This is a genomic window from Agrobacterium sp. 22-226-1 (genome assembly GCF_053522345.1).
In genome coordinates this window covers 19638-39025 of the sequence record NZ_JBNWCP010000005.1, presented here as the reverse complement: position 1 = coordinate 39025, position 19388 = coordinate 19638, and the positions used below count along the sequence as shown (strand labels likewise).

15 protein-coding genes and 1 riboswitch are annotated in these 19388 nt (G+C 58.9%); of the genes, 6 read left to right on the top strand and 9 right to left on the bottom strand.

Annotated elements, in window-relative coordinates; translation table 11 throughout:
* The first annotated feature begins 8 nt into the window (after positions 1-8).
* Together ACQZ5K_RS10400 and ACQZ5K_RS10395 are read left to right on the top strand one after the other, a co-directional pair.
* Entirely contained in the window at positions 9-1349 is a 1341-nt protein-coding gene (locus tag ACQZ5K_RS10400; RefSeq protein ID WP_448740298.1) for a nucleotide sugar dehydrogenase, read from the top strand.
* A gap of 4 nt (positions 1350-1353) precedes the next feature.
* Positions 1354-1836: a class I SAM-dependent methyltransferase gene (locus ACQZ5K_RS10395; RefSeq protein ID WP_448740297.1), complete on the top strand. Its 483-nt coding sequence runs from the start codon at positions 1354-1356 to the stop codon at positions 1834-1836.
* Positions 1837-1870: 34 nt separating this feature from the next.
* On the opposite strand, the gene ACQZ5K_RS10390 is transcribed toward ACQZ5K_RS10395, so the two are convergent.
* The 4 genes from ACQZ5K_RS10390 to ACQZ5K_RS10375 all read right to left on the bottom strand — a co-directional run bounded on the left by ACQZ5K_RS10390 (position 1871) and on the right by ACQZ5K_RS10375 (position 8042).
* Positions 1871-3565, bottom strand: coding sequence for an adenylate/guanylate cyclase domain-containing protein (locus ACQZ5K_RS10390; RefSeq protein ID WP_080815745.1), 1695 nt, complete (start codon positions 3563-3565; stop codon positions 1871-1873).
* A gap of 209 nt (positions 3566-3774) precedes the next feature.
* Entirely contained in the window at positions 3775-4635 is an 861-nt protein-coding gene (locus ACQZ5K_RS10385; RefSeq protein WP_448740296.1) for an MBL fold metallo-hydrolase, read from the bottom strand.
* 190 nt (positions 4636-4825) lie between these two features.
* Positions 4826-5281, bottom strand: coding sequence for a cyclic nucleotide-binding domain-containing protein (locus ACQZ5K_RS10380; RefSeq protein WP_003521299.1), 456 nt, complete (start codon positions 5279-5281; stop codon positions 4826-4828).
* Between the two features lie 43 nt (positions 5282-5324).
* Positions 5325-8042, bottom strand: coding sequence for an ABC transporter transmembrane domain-containing protein (locus ACQZ5K_RS10375; protein ID WP_448740295.1), 2718 nt, complete (start codon positions 8040-8042; stop codon positions 5325-5327).
* A 344-nt stretch (positions 8043-8386) separates the two neighbouring features.
* Between ACQZ5K_RS10375 and ACQZ5K_RS10370 the strand changes: the two genes are divergently transcribed.
* Positions 8387-10192 (top strand): serine aminopeptidase domain-containing protein, encoded by a 1806-nt coding sequence (locus tag ACQZ5K_RS10370; RefSeq protein WP_448740294.1) that lies wholly within the window; start codon positions 8387-8389, stop codon positions 10190-10192.
* A 20-nt stretch (positions 10193-10212) separates the two neighbouring features.
* Here ACQZ5K_RS10370 and ACQZ5K_RS10365 read toward each other — a convergent pair whose 3' ends face one another.
* From ACQZ5K_RS10365 to ACQZ5K_RS10345, 5 genes are read right to left on the bottom strand one after another with little or no spacing between them, the layout of a single operon-like run.
* Entirely contained in the window at positions 10213-12669 is a 2457-nt protein-coding gene (locus tag ACQZ5K_RS10365; RefSeq protein ID WP_448740293.1) for a beta-mannosidase, read from the bottom strand.
* A complete protein-coding gene (locus ACQZ5K_RS10360) occupies positions 12666-13649 on the bottom strand; it encodes a DUF1839 family protein (RefSeq protein ID WP_448740292.1) in 984 nt (327 codons plus the stop codon). Before ACQZ5K_RS10360 ends, ACQZ5K_RS10365 begins: the two co-directional genes overlap by 4 nt.
* Before the next feature lie 6 nt (positions 13650-13655).
* On the bottom strand, positions 13656-14564 hold the full coding sequence (locus ACQZ5K_RS10355; protein WP_078052418.1) for an amino acid--[acyl-carrier-protein] ligase: 909 nt from the start codon (positions 14562-14564) through the stop codon (positions 13656-13658).
* A 4-nt stretch (positions 14565-14568) separates the two neighbouring features.
* The gene (locus tag ACQZ5K_RS10350; RefSeq protein ID WP_448740291.1) at positions 14569-15750 is read right to left on the bottom strand and encodes an acyl-CoA dehydrogenase family protein; all 1182 of its coding nucleotides are present in this window, start codon (positions 15748-15750) and stop codon (positions 14569-14571) included.
* Positions 15750-16001 (bottom strand): acyl carrier protein, encoded by a 252-nt coding sequence (locus tag ACQZ5K_RS10345; RefSeq protein WP_003521307.1) that lies wholly within the window; start codon positions 15999-16001, stop codon positions 15750-15752. The genes ACQZ5K_RS10350 and ACQZ5K_RS10345 overlap by 1 nt, the downstream gene beginning before the upstream one ends.
* 182 nt (positions 16002-16183) lie before the next feature.
* A riboswitch (TPP riboswitch) is annotated at positions 16184-16295 on the top strand.
* A gap of 95 nt (positions 16296-16390) precedes the next feature.
* On the opposite strand from ACQZ5K_RS10345, the gene thiC reads away from it, so the two are divergent.
* The 3 genes from thiC to thiS are packed head-to-tail and all read left to right on the top strand — an operon-like array spanning position 16391 to position 19386.
* On the top strand, positions 16391-18214 hold the full coding sequence (thiC, locus tag ACQZ5K_RS10340; protein WP_448740290.1) for a phosphomethylpyrimidine synthase ThiC: 1824 nt from the start codon (positions 16391-16393) through the stop codon (positions 18212-18214).
* A gap of 1 nt (position 18215) precedes the next feature.
* Positions 18216-19220: a glycine oxidase ThiO gene (thiO, locus tag ACQZ5K_RS10335; protein ID WP_448740289.1), complete on the top strand. Its 1005-nt coding sequence runs from the start codon at positions 18216-18218 to the stop codon at positions 19218-19220.
* A complete protein-coding gene (thiS, locus tag ACQZ5K_RS10330) occupies positions 19189-19386 on the top strand; it encodes a sulfur carrier protein ThiS (RefSeq protein WP_003521310.1) in 198 nt (65 codons plus the stop codon). Before thiO ends, thiS begins: the two co-directional genes overlap by 32 nt.
* The last annotated feature ends 2 nt before the right edge of the window (positions 19387-19388 follow it).

Sequence of the window (19388 nt, the reverse complement as noted above, 5' to 3'; positions counted from 1 at the left end):
GACACGCTTTGACTTCCCCAGACATTTCCCGGAACCTGCTTTCCAGCATTGAAAACAGAAGCGCCAAAGCGGGGGTGATCGGCCTCGGCTATGTCGGTCTGCCGCTTGCCATGACGATCGCCAGGGGCGGTTTCGAGGTTGTCGGTTTCGATATCGATCCCGGTAAAATTACCGCGATCGAGGCCGGACGCAGCTATATCGAGGCCGTTTCGGACGAGGTGCTGGCAAGTGTGAGGCAGGATGACGGCTTTGTCGCCACCTCGGATTTCTCCAGGCTGGCCGAATGCGATGTCATTGCCATCTGCGTGCCCACACCCCTTACGAAATATCGCGAGCCGGACCTTTCCTATGTCGAAAAGACCTGCCGCGATATTGCCGCCCATCTGCGCAAGGGACAGCTCGTGGTTCTGGAATCGACCACCTATCCCGGCACGACTGACGGGGTGGTGAAGACCATCCTGGAAAGCACGGGGCTCGTCTCCGGCGTCGATTTCTTCATCGGCTTTTCACCCGAACGGGAAGATCCCGGCAATCGCGATTTCGAAACCTCGACCATTCCCAAGGTTGTCGCCGGCGATGGCGAGGCGGCCGGAAAGCTGATGGCGGCATTTTACGGTTCGGTGGTCAAAAAGATCGTCCCCGTCTCGACAAATGCCACGGCCGAGGCGGTCAAAATCACCGAAAACGTCTTCCGTGCCGTCAATATCGCGCTCGTCAACGAACTCAAGGTCGTCTACGAGGCGATGGGTATCGACATCTGGGAAGTGATCGACGCGGCGAAGACCAAGCCGTTCGGTTTCATGCCGTTTTATCCCGGCCCGGGCCTTGGCGGCCATTGCATACCGATCGACCCTTTCTACCTCACCTGGAAATCACGCGAATATGAATTGCCGACGCGGTTCATCGAACTGGCCGGCGAGATCAATACCGGCATGCCGCGTCACGTCATCGGGCGGGTCGCAGAGGCGCTCGATATTCATTCCGGCAAGGCGCTCAGCCGCTCGAAGGTGCTGGTCGTCGGCCTCGCCTATAAAAAGAATGTGCCGGATATTCGCGAAAGCCCCTCGCTGAAGCTCATCGAGCTTATTCAGGAGCGTGGCGGCGATGCGGCCTATTTCGATCCCCACGTGGCCGAAATCCCGAAAACCCGGGAATATAGCCACCTGATGGGCATGAAATCCGTGCCGTGGGACAGGCAGACGATTGGCGCCTTCGACGCCGTTCTCGTTGCGACCGATCATGACAATGTGGATTATGCCGCTCTAAGCGAATGGGCGCCGCTTATCATCGACACGCGCAATGTTTTCGCGCGTCGGGATATAGCCGCAAAACACATCATCAAGGCCTGATAACATGAGCAGACTCGATAGTTTCATTCGCCGGCTGACCGCGCAGCGGGATATCCTCAACCATGTTGCAGCCGATCTCGATCTGCTGGCTGAAGGTGCGCTTATGGAAATCGGCCTTGGCAACGGGCGCACCTTCAATCACCTGCGGGAACTGTTCCCCAACCGCCGCATCATCGCTTTCGACAGGGCCATGGGTGCGCACGCCTCCTCCGTTCCGGCGCAGGAGGATCTGGTGATCGGTGAAATATCGCAAACCGCTCCGACTTTCATCGGCTCGGAAGCAGCATTCGTGCATGCCGATATCGGCACGGGCTATCCGGAAAAGGATGCGGTCACCCTCACATGGTTGCCCGATCTTGCGGCGGGCATGCTGGCGAAAGGCGGTCTCGCGGTTAGCGGCCTGCCTCTGGATCATCCCATGTTGAAGCCGCTGCCGGTGCCGGCAAGCGTGCCGACGGACCGTTATTTTCTCTATCGCAAGATTTGAGATCGGACGCCCCGACAGGTGTGACGGGGCTATCTCATAAATAGCGTTCGCTCTCTTCTTTCGAGAGCAGGAAGACCTTCATTTGCGAGTTGCGGCCGCGAATGGCGATTTCTTCGCTTCTGAGATCGGCAATCTCCTGTCCCGCCTGAATGATGGCCGGTTCGGAAACAACGATGGCTGCGCCGAATTCCTTGGCCTTGGATTCGAGCCTGCTTGCCACGTTGACGGTATCGCCGATGGCCGTCAGGGTTTTGGCCGCGCCATATCCCATGACGCCGACGATGCTCGGACCGGAATGTATGCCGACGACGACTTCCAGGCGGACGGCGAATTGTTTCTCCAGCCCCTCGTTCAGGATTGCGATATCCCGCAATATGGTCGCGGCCGCCTTCATGGCGTTGCGGCAGGCGTGTTCCGCGTCCTCGCCAAGTCCGAAAAGCGCCATGGCGCCATCGCCGATGAATTTGTCGAGATGGCCTCCCGCCTGTTCGACAGCCTGGCCGACGATGGTGAAATAGCGGTTCAGAAGGAAGACGACATCATAGGGCAGCTTCGCTTCGGAAAGCGTGGTGAAGTTGCGCAGATCGCAAAAGAGGATGGCGATTTCTTCTTCCCGGCCGGGGCGGGCCGGCTGTGCATCGGCCGGCAGGTCGCTTTGCTGGGGCGGCGAAACGAGAAGCGCGATATCAATATCGCTGGTGGGGCGTAGCTGGCAGCCGAGCCGGACATCCGAATCGGCATGGATGCGCCTCAATGTGGTTTGCTCGATGTCTCCCGGTGGCGGCAGCGGGCCTTTGCTGTTCAGAACCTTGACGCGACAGGTTGAGCAGCGCCCCTTGCCGCCGCAGACGGAGTAATGCGGAATTCCCGCAAGCCGGCTCGCTTCCAGAATGCTGAGCCCAGCAGGTACATGTGCCTGCGCGCCATGTTCATAGCGGATTTCGATCGCCGTCAATCGTTGCCGAAAGCTGCGTACGCCACGCATGGCGAAAACCAGCATTACCGCGCCGACGAACAACGTCTCCGCTGTGCCGGTGATGAAACGGATCTGTGTTTCCATTTCCCGCTGCAGAGGCAGCTCGTCCTTTTGGATAGTATTGTCGGCAAGTCCGGGCGGAAGCGCGTATTTTTCATCGATTTCCGCCAGCCAGCGGCCGGCATCGCTGAAGCCCAGCAGCGCCAGGAGCGGCAGCATCACGGCCACCGTCATGAACAGCCCGGCTATGCGGGGATACCAGTCCCGGTAACGCAGCCAGAAATAGAGGCCAATGCATCCGTGGACCCAGATCACGATCAAGGCGAGGCTTTGCCAGGCGCCCTGTATCGGGTTGTTGATCCACAGCCTGCGGATGACCGAATAATAGCCGACATCGATGCCATAAAGCATGTGCGACACGCGGATATTGACGGCGTGGCCGATGATCAGGAACGGGATCGACAGGCCGAAGATGACCTGAAGCGCTTCGCGGAGCGGCATGCGCAGCGTTCTGCGCAGATAAAGCGAGCGCAGAACAAGACAGACATGCACCAGAACCGAACCATAAAAAAGCAGGCTGCTGACGGGGTTGAGCCAGATCAGGCTGAACCATTTTCGCGCCCGTTCGGCGGTATCGATGGAGATGAGTGCGAGGGAGTGATTGAAAAGATGGGAAAATACGAAAGCAAATATGATGAGGCCGGATAAAATCCGGGCGCGTCTCAAATTGGTCTCCGAAAAGAAACGGATCATGCAAATCCCATCATGTGGTCATCCAGCGCAGAATCATCATGTAATATGTGGTGGCACCCTTATTGCAGGCCGTCTCATGGCAATATCGTGGAGCAATCCATCGGAAACGGTCAATTGTGCGTGTTCGAACGCCCGCATGGCAAGGGATGTCGAAATCAGAGTTTCGAAAACGCGGTCGGACAGCTCGACTTCGCCGGAGCCAGATTGTGTCAGAGTTCGATGATCTGGCCGTCCATGGCCGCGAAGGCCCCACTGAACTGGGCTTTCGCCTGTTTTTCGATAGTGTCCAGTTCTTCGTCGCTGCGGCTTGGGGCGTGGTGGATGAAGCCGACATTTTTTGCGCCGGCGCGTTTGGCGAGGCGGATCGCCTGTTGCCAGGATGAATGGCCATAGCCGCGATAAAGGCTCATTTCCTCATCGGTGAACATGGCGTCATAGAGGAAAAGGTCGACGTCCCTGATCAGGTCGAGCACGGTTTCGTCCATATCGCCCGGCTCATGTTCGGTGTCGGTGATGATGGCGAGGGACTTTCCTTCCCAGTCCAGCCGATATCCGATGGCGTTGCCGGGATGATTGAGCATTCCGGTTCTTATCGAAAGGCCGTGATGCACATCGAGCGCATCGCCCGGCATGAAGTCCCGCGTGTCGATTTTTGCGCAGCAGATTTCCAGCGGCACGGGGAACCACGGCGGGCTCATGAAGTCCTTGAGCATTTCCCGGGTGGTCATGGTGCCTGCGAGGTGCCCCGACCAGATGGCGACATCGTTGGAGCTGTTATAAAAGGGCTTGAAATAGGGGAAGCCGACAATGTGGTCGTAATGACAATGCGAGAAGAACAGATTGACGTCGGTAATGCCTTCCGCCCGCAGGGCAAGGCCAGCGGGATGCAAGCCCGAACCCGCATCGAACAAAAGAACGTGATCGCCGCATCTCACCTCGATGCAGATGGTATTTCCGCCGTATTTTCGGAAGTTTTCACCTGAAACAGGAAGCGTTCCCCGCGCACCCCAGATCTTTACCCGAAAATTTCTATTACTTTCCCGACTTGCTGTGTCGGAATCGAACGCCATGACACACCCCAATAACAACGGAATCTTGCACGCTTTCCTCCCATGAAGCCCGTTGTCTCTATAGATTCTTATATCCGCTCGTTTCTGGCGGACGCCTTTACCCCTTATTCAGTCAGCATTTCATTTATATTGCAATAGTACGACATTTATTTTTCCAATATCGCCATTCACGGTAGCAAGGAATTGTCGTTTATGTCCGGGCACCCGCCCGCGCTTTGCTCAGTTCCGCCGTCGTCTGGGTAAGGCGTTCGGCCAGAACGCGCATGACCTTGATGGTGATGTCGGGGAAATCGGACATGAGCTTGAAGAACTGTTCCTTGCCGATGCGCAGGGCTTCCACATTGGTGGAGGCGCGAACGGTCGCGGTTCTGACGCTATCGCAGAGGATGGCGATTTCGCCGACAATGGCATTGCCGGTCATTTCGGCCACTTTCAGCGTGCCCGAAGGGGAATCGACCAGAACATCGACTTTTCCGGTCAAGACGACATAGGCCGCATCGCCGACATCTCCCTGATGAAACAGCACGTCGCCAGCATGATAGGACACCCGGTCGGATGCGAATGCCAGTAGTTTGAGCTTTGACGGTTCCATTTCCGAAAAAAACGGCACCCGTTTCAGCATCTGAATTTCGTCTTTAAACAGCATTGACTTACCCTGTTCTTGTTCCACCTCGGTCACCTTCTTGGATTTATGTTGCGACCATGTCCTTGAATGTACCGTTTTCCTCGGCGAGAGTCTCGTAACTTCCGTCGGCGGTGATCAGGCCCTGATGAACAACGATCACCCGCTCGAACATGCGGGAGAGCGTCGCATTCGACAGGACCCATATGATCGACGGGTTATTGTTGTTCTGTTTCAGGAGTGTGATGACCCGCTCGACAATTTCCTCCTGCTGTCGGGGATCGAGGCCGGGAAGAGGGCGGTTGAAGACGTAATAATCGGATTTGCGGATCAGCGCCCGTGCGAGATTGAGCTTCTGGCGCTGGAGCGGGCCAAGCCGCTTGCCGCCGGCGCCGAGGTTGAAGTCCAGACCCACCGCCAGCACGCGTTCATAGACACCCTGCTTGCGCATGACATCGGCGACGATGCGGGTGATGCGCCGCGAGGCGTCGGTGTAGCGATGGCTGACCTTGCCGAACAGGATATTGTCCAGCAGGCTGGTGGCGCTCATATATTTGGTCGGATCGTAGATTTCGATCACGTTTTTCAGGCTGTCGGGCAGGTTCTCATGGAACATGTGCCGGACTTCGACGATCCGGTTCATGATCTCCGGCGACAGCAGGCCGAAACGCTGGCGAGGCTCGATGTAGAAGAAGCTGAGCCGCAGCATTGCGCGCTTTTCGCTTTCATTGGCCTCGTCGAAACTCCGGCTCTGAAGGCGTTGCAGCATTTGCTGATACACCGGAATGTCGTCGGGCGTCATGAAGGTGAGCTGCTGGAAGAAGGGGTGGTCTCCCGGCAGGTCGGCGAAGATTTCCACGATGTTTTCGGCAATCGTGTAACCCATCTCGAACAGGGTTTTCACAAGGCCGGTTTCGCGCATCAGGGAGCGGAAATAGTCGCTTTCGATGACGGTTCGGATCGTCTGGGAAGAATCCCGCATGGTGCCGAACAGCAGGTTTTCGCCGACCGTCGCCTCGCTGTTATAGCTCTCCAGTTCAAAAGGTGCGATGAGGCCGCTCAGATTTTCCTTTTCGAGCTCCGCACGCAGCACATGCCGCAGTTCAACGATGCGCGCGGCAAGATGCAGGTCGGTCAAAGGGTCGATCGAGGAACGCAGCGCAAACTCCAGAATATCCTGCGACAGCTCCACGCTGTCGAGGACGGCCAGAATGGCCTGGATGAGATTTTCCGGCCTGCCGTCGCCGGCCGGGCTCGAAGCGTAATCGATCCATTCGCTGTTGATATCGATCAGCGGATTGCCCGCCATCTTGGCTTCGCGGATTTCCCACTTGCGATGTTCCAGCGCCGCCCCCTCATAGTCCCTGTCCGCAAGCGGGGCGTGTTTGAGGCCGTAAAGCAGATTGTCCTTCAGGCTGGCGTGGAAGAAATAGCTGTCCGAGGACACATAGGAAATGCGCCGTCCGGTCATCGATTCCGGCAGTTCCAATATGTCGACGTCGTTGATACTGATCTTGCCCGAGGTTGGCCAGAGCGTGCGGCCGATTGCATCCGCCAGCGCCTCGGCGCCCGAGCCGCCGACGATGGCGACCACCTCGCCCGGCTCGACCTTCAGCGATGCCTGTTCCAGAAGCCGGCTGCCGCTATCGTCCTCCAGCGTCAGATTGGCGACGACGATCGGGGCGCTGATCGCCGCGACGGCGCCGGGAGACAGTTTCTGCACCTTCTCGTCGATCATGTTCGGTGCATCGAACTGCTCGAAGACCTGCTCGTATTTCACCTGCACGTCCTGGCGTGCCTGATCCCAGTCGATCAGTTCCTTCAGCGGTCCGGGCAGTTCCTTATAGGCATTGATGACGGCGACCAGCTGCCCGACATCGAGGCTGCCCTTCAGTGTGAGATAACCGCCGAGAGCATAAAAGAAAAAGGGGGTGAGCTGTGCGAGGAAGTTATTGATGAACTTGACCAGAAACTTCCACTGGTAGAGATCGTAGCGGATCTTGAAGATGTCGCCGAGCCGGTGCGAGGCATCCGCGCGCTCGTAATTGGACGTGTCATAGGCATGGATGGTGCCGATACCGTCAACCATTTCGCCGATGCGTCCGGCGAGCTGGCGGGCGCTCAGCTGCCGCTGGCGGCCGAGTTCGATGAGGCGACGGCGCATTTTGGGAATGATGCCCACCTGAATGGCGGCCATGAAAGCCGCGATCAGGCCCAGCCAGAAATTCTGAACGAGAATGAAGAAGAGTGCGGAGAGCGCCTGGCCGCCGAGAAGGGCCGGCTGCACGAAGGCGTCGCCGGTAAAGCCGCCGAGCGGTTCCACCTCGTCCTTCACCATGCTGGAGATTTCCGCACCTTTGACCCGCTTGAAATGGGAGGGTGGGAACCGCAGGATCTTGTCGATGAGCTCGAAGCGGATGCGTCGCAGGAGCCGCTCGCCAAGACGGCCCTTGTAGGTATTGATGTAATATTTGAAGAGCCCGTTGATGATGACAAGCGCAAGGAACGTCAGGCTGAGCGCCATCAGCATCGACATGCGGTTGAGCTCGAGCCCGGGGAATAATGTCACGGTGCCCCAGTAAGGGATATCGACCGTGAGATGCATGAAAAGCTGCGTCGCATTCGCCCCTTCGAAACCATCCCCCTGAATTGGGCCGTTGACGATCTGCTTGGGCAGATCGAAGGCGAGGAAATAGGGGATCATCGACAGGGCCACGATCAGCAGAATGAAAAGCTGCTGCCGCCTCGTGTGCGACCAGATATAACGCGTAAGGCTTTGTTCCATATAAAACTTCTATGAACTGCCGGGCGTGGCCCGGTGTGTTGGTTTGCGCGGTGTCTAGACGATCCGGTGGCCGGGTGGCGCAACCTCCTCCTGCAAATAGGTATGGGACTCGCTATTTATCAGTATATTCAAGCGGTTTCGAGCAAAATAGCGGCCCCGCCGGGACTTCTCCGTCACCCCGGCGTTTGTTTTTGCAACGTGCGGGCGGTAATGGATATAAATGCGACTATATTTTTAGACTTCTCTAATGTTGTTGTTTTTATTGTAGATCAGGCGGTAAGACGTTTCGATACAATGATCCCGTAATGGTTGAGCCAGACACTGGCGCAATGATGGCAAGGTCGATGGCGATAGATATTTCAGAGCGTACAGGCAGCGATCCGTCTCTTGATGCATTGTCGCTTTCCGGCATTTCCTCGAATGGGGCGGTTGCGCATCCGGTCTCTTTTGATGGGCTGACCGGGATTTTCCATCCGGCGCGCAAGGACGTCAGACAGCGCCATGCCGTTCTTTTCGTCAGCCCATGGGGCATGGAGGAGCTGTGCAGCCGCAAGTTTCAACGGGTACTGGCCGAGCGGCTGGCCGCTTGCGGTGTCGCCAGCCTGCGATTCGACTATCTGGGCGCGGGTGACGCCTTCGACCCTGATGATGCGGGCCGTGCAGCGGACTGGATTTCCGACGCGCGCGCGGCGCTCAACTGTCTAAAGCGTCTTTCCGGCTGCGCCGAAGTGGTCGTTGTCGCTCAGGGCCTCGGCTGCCTGATTGCTGCGCAGGCGTTTGCAGATGTGGCTGAAGTGGGTTCCATGGCGCTTCTGGCGCCCGTCGTTTCCGGCCGCGCCCATCTGCGTGAACTGGCGATGTGGTCCTCCATGATCGACGATGGCCTCGGTCTTCGGCCCGCGCAACGGATGACGGAGGCGGGATCGATTGCCGGCATGGCCATGCCTGCCGGTGTTGCCGACGCGATCAGGAAGGCCAATCTTTCAAATCTGACCGCTGCTCCGGCGCGCACCATTCTGGCGCTTTCCCGGCCGGGCCGCGTAACCGATGCCGATTTCGCCAGGCATCTCGTTGCGATTGGCGGTGCGGTGGAGGAGGCGGAGTTTTCAGGTTACGACGATCTCGTCTCCAGCCCTACGCTTTCGAAAATATCCGACGATGTAGTCAACCGGCTGGTTGATTGGGTTCTCTCCCAGACCCATGCCGAGAGTCCGGCGATCCCCCAAGAGGATTTCATAGTCAATGCCCCGCAGCGTGGGCGCGGTTTTCTCGAGCAGCCGGTGCAATTTGGAGAAGGCGGGCGGCTTTTCGGTATTTTTTGCGGGCCGGACGACCGGGAGGTGGTTTCTTCGGTTCTTCTGCTTGGCGCGGCCTATGACCGGCATGCGGGCTGGGGCAGGCTTTCCGTGCAGATGGCCCGTACATTGGCGCGCGAGGGGGTGGCATCGCTTCGCTTCGATGCGGCCAATATTGCCGACAGCCCTCCGGTCAAAAACGTGCCCGAGCAGGTTCTTTACGATGCCGCGCAGAATGACGACGTGGCTGCCGCACTCGATTTTCTCGGCAAGCGCGGCAAGGGACCTTTCATTGCGGCGGGCCGGTGCAGCGGCGCTTATCTCGCCTTCAACGGTGCAATCGCCGATGAGCGGATCGACGCCGTGGTCGCGGTCAATCCGGTTGTCTTCCATTGGCGCAAAGGCCGCTCGGTGGATGAGGCCCTGCATAAACGCCCGCGTTCCTTCGGGGAATACAGCCAGCGCTTTCGACAGGGCGCGACCTTCAAGCGTCTCATCAGCGGCGATGTCGATGTGGCAAGTGCGGGGCTGAACATCGTCAAGGCGACGATCAAGAGGCTTTCGACAAAAACGGCGAGGCTGTTCCGCAGGGGCAGCGAGGAAGGGCGTGCCGTCTATGGTGCGTTCGACAAATTGAAGGCGAATGATACCGTCGTTCATCTGCTCTACAGCGACAACGACGATGGTCTGGAGCACTTCCAATATTACTTCGACGCCAATGGCAAAGGACTAGCCGCCTATAAGAACGTGTCGCTGACCATTATTCCCGATGCCGATCACAATCTTTCAACGCCGGAAGCCAGACAAATCTATATCGACGCGGTGAAGCGGCTGGCTCTCGCGCATTTGCGGTAAAAATGCTTGGCTGTCATGTCCTAGAAGGAAAATCGCCGGCTGGAACCCAGTGACACGACCTCTCCGGAAGGAGGAACTTCCGTCGCCGGGGTCTCCGGCAGGAGGCTGATTTTTCTTGTTTCGCCGGGGCCGAGATGGAACCAGTTTTCCGAGGCGAAATAACCCTGCACCTCGACATGGACGGACTGCGCCAGCCGATCCGTGCCGATTTCAAGAGACCAGTTGCCGCTCGTTTCACCGATCGCGACCTGAAGGTTTGCGGCGTGTAGCGCCTTTTTCCGGCCGAGAGGGAAATGGAATGCGTCGGCGATCACGTGTCCTGTTGCAACGTCGCGAAGCCGGGCGACCGTTACATCATGGGATGGAGGGCCGAAACGATAGGCATAGGTCGTATCGAAAAAGGCGCCGAACAAATCTGTTGCGGCAATGGTCTGGCTCTGTCGCGGCGAAAGCGTGAACGGTCGTTTGGCGTGGACGACGGGTTGCACACCTTCGCGCAGGCAGGTCAGTTCCAGCATGGCTTCGAGGCCGCCGCCGGTCTCGTTGACGAGATGGATATCCAGCCCGTTCGTGCCCTCATCGGAAAAAGTAACCTGAATGGGGCGGAATGCCCTTTTCAACGCGTGCCAGACGGATTTGGGCCGGCCCGTGGCATCGATGATACCCCAGCCTGCGCCGGGAACGAGATCCTGCAGGGTCCAGACCAGAGCGCCCTGACAGGAGGAACCGCTGCGCCGCCATTCGGCGAAAGTCGCCTCCATGACCTCGGCCGTGACGGCCCGGGACATGTCGAGATAAAGGCCGCCGTCTTCGCGACGCAGAACATCAGGTTCGACGTCGTAGAGCAGGTTCAGATAATGGTCGCGAACATCCTCGAAGTCCCAGGATGCCCCGCGATCCCGAGGTGCGCGTGCCTTCCATCGCGGATCGTGCACGGCCACGCCGGGTAGATATCTGTCCAGCGTTTCCTGTTCGGGAATATTGGCGAAGGCGAGGCACTCGGCGGCGAAGCGCAGATCGGCGCGGCGCGCATCTTCCAGCGGGCAGCAATAGGCGCCCACGCCGTAATAATGGCCGACCCCGACGTTGGGAAAAAAGGGCAATGCGCCGCCGAAGGGGGAATTGGCGACATAGGCTGTGTCCGGGCGTTTCTCGGCAAGGAGTTCCGGCAGAACCTCCTCGGTGAGCGCTCCCTTCCATATCTGTTCCGGAAGACCGAGCATCGCGCCCTGCTGGTACATTTCACTGCCGCCGCAGAAGACGGTGAGCGATGGAGAAAGCGCGGTGGCTTCGAGGAACTGCGAGATTTCCGTGACGATGTGCTGGCGCAGGCTCTCGTCCTTTGCCGGGTAATCGAAATTGGCGAGCATGGCGTCCTGCCAGACCATGATGCCGAGTTCGTCGCAAAGTGCGAAAAATTCCGGCGTCTCATAAGCCATGGTGCCGCCGATGCGGATCATGTTCATGCCGGCTTCCGCGGCTTTTCTAAGCCATGGCTCATAATCCGGCCCTGTTCCCGGCAGGCGCACAATATCGGCCGTCGTCCAGACCGCGCCGCGGCAGAAGACCGGCTGACCGTTCACCTTGAGGCCGAAACCATTACCATCTTCGCCATGATCGATCTCGACCCGCCGGAAGCCGCTGCGCCCCAGCCTATGTTGTTCGCCGTCCAGTTCCAAAAGCGTGTCGTGCAGCGCAGGCCTGCCATGGGTGTGCGGCCACCATGGTTCGACTTCGGGTATGTGGAGTTCGCCGGAAAACTTGCCGTTCTCATCCGTGGAAAGATCGGCGCTATAACCCGCGCAGCCAAACCGTGCCGATTTTATAGGCCGTTTGGTTTCCAGCGAGATGGCGAGCGTTCCCGTTCCTGCCTCGTCCAGCGAAGATCGGAGCGTGCAAAGCACCGCTTCCCGTCTGATCAGACTGATGGGTCGCCATGGACCGGCGGCGTGGATTTCCGGGCACCAGCCGGGCATGTAACCGAGTGCGGTGGTACGGATCAGCCGCAACCCCTGCGTATTCATCATCTGCGGCCGCCAGCGAGCGCGGGGACCGGTTTTTTCAAGCCTCGGCGCAAGCGCCCGGAAGCAGATGCAAAGCTCGTCCGCGCCTGTGAGTTCGACAGGCACTTCCAGCCTTTCGAACATGCTCTGGCTCGCGGCGATCAGCTCGCCGTTGAAGAAGATTTCGGCAATGGTGGAGAGACCGTCGAAGCGTAGGGTGGCGCGTTCGCGCGTATCGGAAATCATCGTCAGCCGATACCAGGCATCCCTGTCATTGAGAGGCGCCGGGGCAAGGCGGTCGAATTTTCCAGCCGCTTCCAGAGCCTGCGCCACGGTGCCGGGAACGGAGACGTGAAGGCTTTCAAGCGATGCGGGAATATCGGACGGCGTCTCACAGGCATCGGCGGGTGTCAGCGTCAGCGTCCAGCCTTCGCTCAGCAATTCCTCGCTTTCGCCGGGAAGATAAGTCCTCACGCGGCCTCGCTGGCATCAGTGAGTTTAGTCGAAAGCGCTTCCATCACGCCATCCCACGCATCCGCTGCTGGATCGAGCACGGTGGCCAGTGCATCAAATTTGCGGCGGGTGACGGCGCGTGCAAGCTGGAACTGCACGGTCTTGGCAACCTCGGAAATCTTGAGCGCGTGGTCTCTTGCTTCAGAAAAACCATCCGCGTCCAGCCATTCGAAGTGGCTTGCCGCCAGTTCGAAATTGGCGCCGAGCTGGCGCAGCGTGTTGAAGGCATATTTGTGGAAAAAGCCGAAGGGTCGGTCGGCGACCTTTTTCACCTGCGCCGGAAAAACGCCGGCAAAAGCACGGATCGGGTTGGCGGAGGGCCGTCTGGAAAAATGAAATTTCAGGAGCCGTTCGGCAGTCTTGCGAATATGTGCGGGCGAGGGGCTGCTATCCGCGAATTTTGCAAATTCGGTATAGGGCAGGAACGGCGGGTCGGTCTCGGCCAGATGATGCTGGAACAGACCGTCAAAATCTTCGCCTGCAAGATGGAAGAAGCCTGCATTGTGGAAATAGTCGAGTTCGCGCTTCGCGAGATCAAGCCGGTTGATGGCGATGGTGGTCTTGCCATGTTCCTTCCGGTAGCCCACCCCATGGGTATCCGGCATATAGAAGCTGTCCATCTCGATCAGGCAGATGCGGCCGCGTGCGAGCTGCGCCTCGATGTGGTTTTCCACGCTGTCGAAGATCGCAAGTTCGGTGGCGCGAACGCCATAAAGCGCCTCAAGGTCTTCCAGCGGCACCTTGAAGAAGGTGAACTGGTCGCCTTCGAAATCCTGCGTGAGCGTGAAACCGAACATGGCTTCCGGCGGCAGTCCTTTCGAGGCCAGCACCTCGATCCACAAATCGATGTAGCAATTGGTCTCCGGCCACATTCTCTCGGAGGAATGGAGCGGATGCTGCACATAGTTTCTGGGATCGAGACCGGGAAAAATCTGCCGCATGAATGATCAGCCCCAGAGCGTTTCCACGACCTTCGCAGGCCATTTCTTCACGTCGAGACCGTGATGTGCAAACAGCGCCAGCGCGATGCGCTCAAGGCCGAAACCGACGCAGGCGGTATGGGCGACATCGCCATTGGCGAGGTTGAGGCCCCATTTCTGGCCGAAGGCATCCTGATGATAATTAAAGCTCATGCAGGCCGTCGGGCTGGTCGTGGATGTGACCGGGATCAAGAGTTCGAATTTCAGGTTCTGGTCGCGCTGGTTGTTGGCGAGCATCTTGCCGGCGCGGCCGAAGAAGGGATCGTTGGCGACATCGATGGTGACATCGAGCCCGACCGCCTTCATCATCTCCACGCCGCGATCCATCCAGGTCTGGCGGAATTCGGTGACGTCGGACTCGGTGCCCATGCAAACATATTCGCGCATGCGGAAAAGCTGCTGGCGGGCCGGGTCCTTGGAGGGTTCATGACGGAAACAATAGGACTGGATGTCATAGAGACCGCCGCCGGCAGGTAGCGCGCCGCGCTTGGCAATCGTCGGATAAAGCGGGTAGCAGGCCGCCGGCGTCAGCACGATGTCTGTCGCTTTCTGGTCCTTGGTCCAGTCGCCGCCCTCATCCATGGTTTTCAGCAGGCTGACATGGTCGAGCTCACAGCCGCAGAAGGAATGGACCGTGCCGGCGAGCTGCGGGAAGCTCTTCATATAACCGCTCTTTTCGAAATAGGCGCGGTTGATGCCGGGCGGAAAGCGGATCGCTTCGGCGCCGTCAGCGCCGCCCGTGCGGTCGATCAGCCGCTCAAAGGCGGCAATGACATCCTCGAACTGGCCGCTGCGTCCATAAAGACCGTCCACACCGGTTTCAATCAGCAGGCCTTCTTCGAACAGTCGATCGAGAAACGATGTTTGCATGTCCATGGTCTTATCCCAAGAGGCTGGTGTCCTGCTTGTGAACCAGCAGGAGATTGGCGGAATTGCCGAGAATTCGGTCGTTGGAAATCATCAGACGGGCGGAGTGCGCGTCGCGCAGGTGCCGGCCGAGGCTGTAGGGCGTGCCGTTCTTGTAGCCCATGATGCCGCAGACCAGCATGGCATGATCGATGATCTCGAGAATGGTTTCCGAAGAGCAGATTTTCACATTGTTCATGGCGACGGCAAAGGCCATGGACATCAGTTTTTCGGGGTCGCTCTTGGTGTCCTCGTAAGCCTTGATGCCGGCGATGATGTTGGATTTCACGACCTGCAGCTTGGTGGAGACCTCGGCAAGGCGGATCGCGCCGGGAGGAGCGGTGCCGGGCGACTTGCGCGCCGCGGCTCTGACGAAAGACTGGGCGCGCAGCACTGCATCCGAGGCGATGCCGTACCAGACGGCGCTCCACAGGAGATGCGAGCTTGCAAGCATGGATTGTGCAGCGATTTCCGCAAAGGGTTTCGGGAATATCTGCGCCGCCGGCGCTTCGCCACGAAACAGGAAGCCGTCCGAACAGGTGCCGCGCATGCCGAGCGTATCCCACACATGGGTCTTTTCGAGCGTGTACTGGTTTTTCAGAAAGACCGTCATCACCTGATCGGCGGGCGCGGCATCCTTGTGGGCGCGCGAGGTGATGAGGATCGCATCGGCATTGCTGCCATAGGAAATGACGGTGGCGTCTTTTTCCAGCCGGCAGAAATCGCCTTCGACCTCGATTGCACAGATGGAGTTGCGCAGATTGCCGCCAATGCCGCCTTCGGTGGTGGCGGAGCCGAGCAGAAGCTGTTCGCTGGCGATGCGGCTCATGAAGCCGGCATGCCATGCGCTCGTCTCGCCGTGTTCCACCAGGCTGGATGCCTTGATATGGTGCATGGCGAAAATCATCGCGGTTGCCGAACAGGCCTGACCAAGCCGGGCGCAGATATCGGCGATTTCCTGTAGGGAAGCGCTTTCGCCGCCCAGCGAAGAGGGGACCTGGATGCCGAGCAGACGTTCCTGTCGCAAGGCGTGGACGGCTTCCTGCGGGAAGCGGCCGGTGACATCCACCTCATCCGCGTGTTTGGCGGCGATTGCGGCGACACGGCCCGCGCGCGCGGACAGCGTTTCATCCTGCGGCGCTACGGTGACGTTCATCAGGCTGCCTCTTTACCATCCAGAATGAGCTTAACGGTGTCTTCAATGGCCCTGATGCTCGCAAATGACTTGCGGTTCAGCAGATTGTCGGGGAATTCGATATCGAATGCTTCTTCGATGCCGAGCATCAATTGCACGGATGCAAAGGAAGAAAGGCCCGCCGCATAAAGATCGGCTTCATCTGCAATCGTATCGACAGGGGTTGGAAGCTGGCCGAATTTGGCCAGTATTTCACGAATAGTCGCGTTCATTCCGACGTATCTCCCATGAATTTCACATCAGGATGGTTTGTGCTTATCGTTACGTTGCAAACGATAATATTCGCCTAAACCGTTAGGTTAATTACAACTAACGGCAGCATGCGCCATTCCCGCACCTTTGCCAAGCATGGATCGTCGGCCTTGACAAATGCCGGTCGGTGTTTTTTGCTGTGGCCATTCACCAGGGGTGTCCCGTCAAGGGGCTGAGATTCTGCTTTCATGCGCAGTGACCCGTTGAACCTGATCCAGTTCATACTGGCGTAGGGACGGTGCAAAGACCGAAGGTCGGGCGGGCGTATGACGTCGCGTTCCGGCAATTCGGTATTTTCCATCATTCCGGCTCGAACTGGGTCTCCACTGTTAAACTTTGGAGCCTCAAGATGAATATCGCTGCCAAGACTATCCCGCTGTCGGTTACCACCGGGCCGCATGCCGCCTCCACGAAAATCCATAAACCGGGAATTTTGCATCCCCATATCCGCGTGCCGATGCGCGAGATTGCGGTTCATCCGACGGCGGGTGAACCGCCGGTTACGGTCTATGATTCCTCGGGTCCTTATACCGACCCTACCCATCCCGTTCTCATTGAAAAGGGTCTGCCGCGTCTGCGTCATGACTGGGTCGTTGCGCGCGGCGATGTCGAGGCCTATGACGGCCGGCACGTCAAGCCGGAGGATAACGGCTTTGCCACCGGCGAACGCCTGACGCCCGAATTTTCGGTGCGCCACCAGCCGCTCAGAGCCACGGCCGGTAAAGCCGTGACCCAGCTTGCCTATGCGCGGGCCGGTATCATCACGCCGGAAATGGAATTCATCGCCATCCGTGAAAATCTCGGGCGCGAGGCGGCCAAGGAAAAGTTGGCGCGTGACGGCGAAAGTTTCGGCGCGCATATCCCGGACTACGTCACGGCGGAATTCGTGCGTCAGGAAGTGGCGGCCGGCCGCGCCATCATCCCTGCCAATATCAATCATTCGGAACTTGAGCCGATGATCATCGGCCGCAATTTTCTCGTCAAGATCAACGCCAATATCGGCAATTCCGCCGTTACCTCCTCCATGGCGGAAGAGGTGGAGAAGATGGTCTGGGCGATCCGCTGGGGTGCGGATACCGTCATGGACCTGTCTACCGGCCGCAACATCCACAATATCCGCGAATGGATCATCCGCAATTCGCCGGTGCCGATCGGTACGGTGCCGCTTTATCAGGCGCTTGAAAAGGTCAACGGCATTGCCGAAGACCTGAACTGGGAAGTGTTCCGCGATACGCTGATCGAACAGGCGGAGCAGGGTGTGGATTATTTCACCATCCATGCCGGCGTGCGGCTGCATTACATCCCGCTCACCGTCAACCGCGTCACCGGCATCGTTTCGCGCGGCGGGTCGATCATGGCCAAGTGGTGTCTGCATCACCACAGGGAAAGCTTCCTGTATGAGCATTTCGACGAGATTTGCGACATTTGCCGCGCTTACGATGTCTCCTTCTCGCTGGGCGATGGTTTGCGTCCCGGCTCGATTGCCGACGCCAATGACGCCGCACAATTCGCGGAGCTGGAGACGCTCGGCGAGTTGACGCAGATCGCCTGGGCGAAGGATTGCCAGGTGATGATCGAAGGCCCCGGCCATGTGCCGATGCACAAGATCAAGGAAAATATGGACAAGCAGCTGAAGACCTGCGGTGAGGCGCCTTTCTATACGCTCGGGCCGCTCACCACCGATATTGCGCCGGGTTACGACCATATCACCTCCGGCATCGGTGCGGCGATGATCGGCTGGTTCGGCACCGCGATGCTCTGCTACGTCACGCCGAAGGAACATCTCGGCCTGCCGGATCGCAACGACGTGAAGGTCGGCGTCATCACCTACAAGATCGCTGCCCACGCCGCCGATCTCGCCAAGGGCCATCCGGCGGCACAGGTGCGGGACGATGCGCTGTCGCGCGCGCGGTTCGAGTTCCGCTGGGAGGACCAGTTCAACCTGTCGCTGGACCCGGATACGGCGCGCTCCTTCCATGACGAGACCTTGCCGAAGGAAGCGCACAAGGTCGCGCATTTCTGCTCCATGTGCGGACCGAAATTCTGCTCGATGCGGATTTCTCACGATATCCGCGCCGAGGCGCAAAAGGAGGGACTGGAGGCCATGGCCGCACGCTTCAAGGAAGGCGGTGAGCTTTACATGCCGCTCGCGACGCCTGCGGATGCCGAATAGCATGCGCGTTCTGGTCAAGGGAACGGGGGTCGCCGGTTTGACGGCGGCCTTCGAGCTGGCGCGAACCGGCGTTACCGTCGAGGTTTGCGAGCGCAATGCCGAACCCCCGCGCGGCGCATCCTGGTATGCGGGCGGCATGCTGGCGCCCTGGTGCGAGCGTGAAAGCGCTGAAGAGCCGGTTCTGACGCTCGGTCAGGCGGCGCTCGACTGGTGGGATGAAGCGACACCCGGCCTTGTCGTCCGTAACGGCACGCTGGTCGTTGCGCCGGCCCGCGACAAGGCGGAGCTTTCGCGTTTCGCATCGCGGACCGCCGGCTATCGCTGGGTGGATGAGGGCGAAATCGCCGCGCTGGAGCCAGATCTTGCCGGGCGGTTTCGTTCCGGGCTTTATTTTCCGGATGAGGGGCATCTCGATCCGCGTCTTGCACTGAAATCGCTGCATGAACGGCTCTGTACCATGGGTGTGCAGTTCCATATGGGTATCCCGTTGGATGAAGAGCCGTTCGACCGGGTGGTGGATTGCACTGGTTCTGCGGCAATCGGCGGGATTTCCGATCTTCGCGGTGTGCGGGGAGAGATGCTCTATCTCGCCACGCGGGAGGTTTCCCTGTCTCGTCCCGTCCGGCTGCTGCATCCGCGCATTCCGCTTTACATCGTGCCGCGCGAGCCCGGCCGTTTCATGGTGGGCGCGACGATGATCGAGACCGAGGATACCGGCGACATTTCTGTCCGTTCGATGATGGAATTCCTGAATGCTGCCTATGCGGTGCATCCGGCTTTCGCGGAAGCGGAAATCATCGAGACCGGCACCGGCGTGCGCCCCGCCTATCCCGACAATCTGCCGAAGGTCACGCAGGATGGCCGGACTATTTTTATCAACGGCGCGCACCGGCACGGCTTTCTGCTGTCGCCGGCGATGGCGCGGCAGGCGGCTGAAGTCGTTTGCCAAACTCTCTCTCAAAAGGAACGGGATCATGAAACTTCTGGTGAATGGCGACGAGCTTGATCTCGCCGCCGAGACGCTGGCCGGCCTGCTCGCCAGCCTCGAATACGAGGGTGAGTGGCTGGCGACGGCGGTAAACGGTGACCTGGTGCATTCGGAAGAGCGCGCCGATTATAAGCTGAAGGCTTTCGACCGTATCGAAATCCTCTCGCCGATGCAGGGAGGCTGAAA

Coding starts and splice junctions, on each gene's coding strand:
- ACQZ5K_RS10395 (WP_448740297.1), top strand. CDS start 1,354: ATGAGCAGACTCGATAGTTTCATTCGCCGGCTGACCGCGCAGCGGGAT.
- ACQZ5K_RS10390 (WP_080815745.1), bottom strand. CDS start 3,565: ATGATCCGTTTCTTTTCGGAGACCAATTTGAGACGCGCCCGGATTTTA.
- ACQZ5K_RS10385 (WP_448740296.1), bottom strand. CDS start 4,635: ATGGCGTTCGATTCCGACACAGCAAGTCGGGAAAGTAATAGAAATTTT.
- ACQZ5K_RS10380 (WP_003521299.1), bottom strand. CDS start 5,281: ATGCTGTTTAAAGACGAAATTCAGATGCTGAAACGGGTGCCGTTTTTT.
- ACQZ5K_RS10375 (WP_448740295.1), bottom strand. CDS start 8,042: ATGGAACAAAGCCTTACGCGTTATATCTGGTCGCACACGAGGCGGCAG.
- ACQZ5K_RS10370 (WP_448740294.1), top strand. CDS start 8,387: ATGGCGATAGATATTTCAGAGCGTACAGGCAGCGATCCGTCTCTTGAT.
- ACQZ5K_RS10360 (WP_448740292.1), bottom strand. CDS start 13,649: ATGCGGCAGATTTTTCCCGGTCTCGATCCCAGAAACTATGTGCAGCAT.
- ACQZ5K_RS10355 (WP_078052418.1), bottom strand. CDS start 14,564: ATGGACATGCAAACATCGTTTCTCGATCGACTGTTCGAAGAAGGCCTG.
- ACQZ5K_RS10350 (WP_448740291.1), bottom strand. CDS start 15,750: ATGAACGTCACCGTAGCGCCGCAGGATGAAACGCTGTCCGCGCGCGCG.
- ACQZ5K_RS10345 (WP_003521307.1), bottom strand. CDS start 16,001: ATGAACGCGACTATTCGTGAAATACTGGCCAAATTCGGCCAGCTTCCA.
- thiC (WP_448740290.1), top strand. CDS start 16,391: ATGAATATCGCTGCCAAGACTATCCCGCTGTCGGTTACCACCGGGCCG.
- thiO (WP_448740289.1), top strand. CDS start 18,216: ATGCGCGTTCTGGTCAAGGGAACGGGGGTCGCCGGTTTGACGGCGGCC.
- thiS (WP_003521310.1), top strand. CDS start 19,189: ATGAAACTTCTGGTGAATGGCGACGAGCTTGATCTCGCCGCCGAGACG.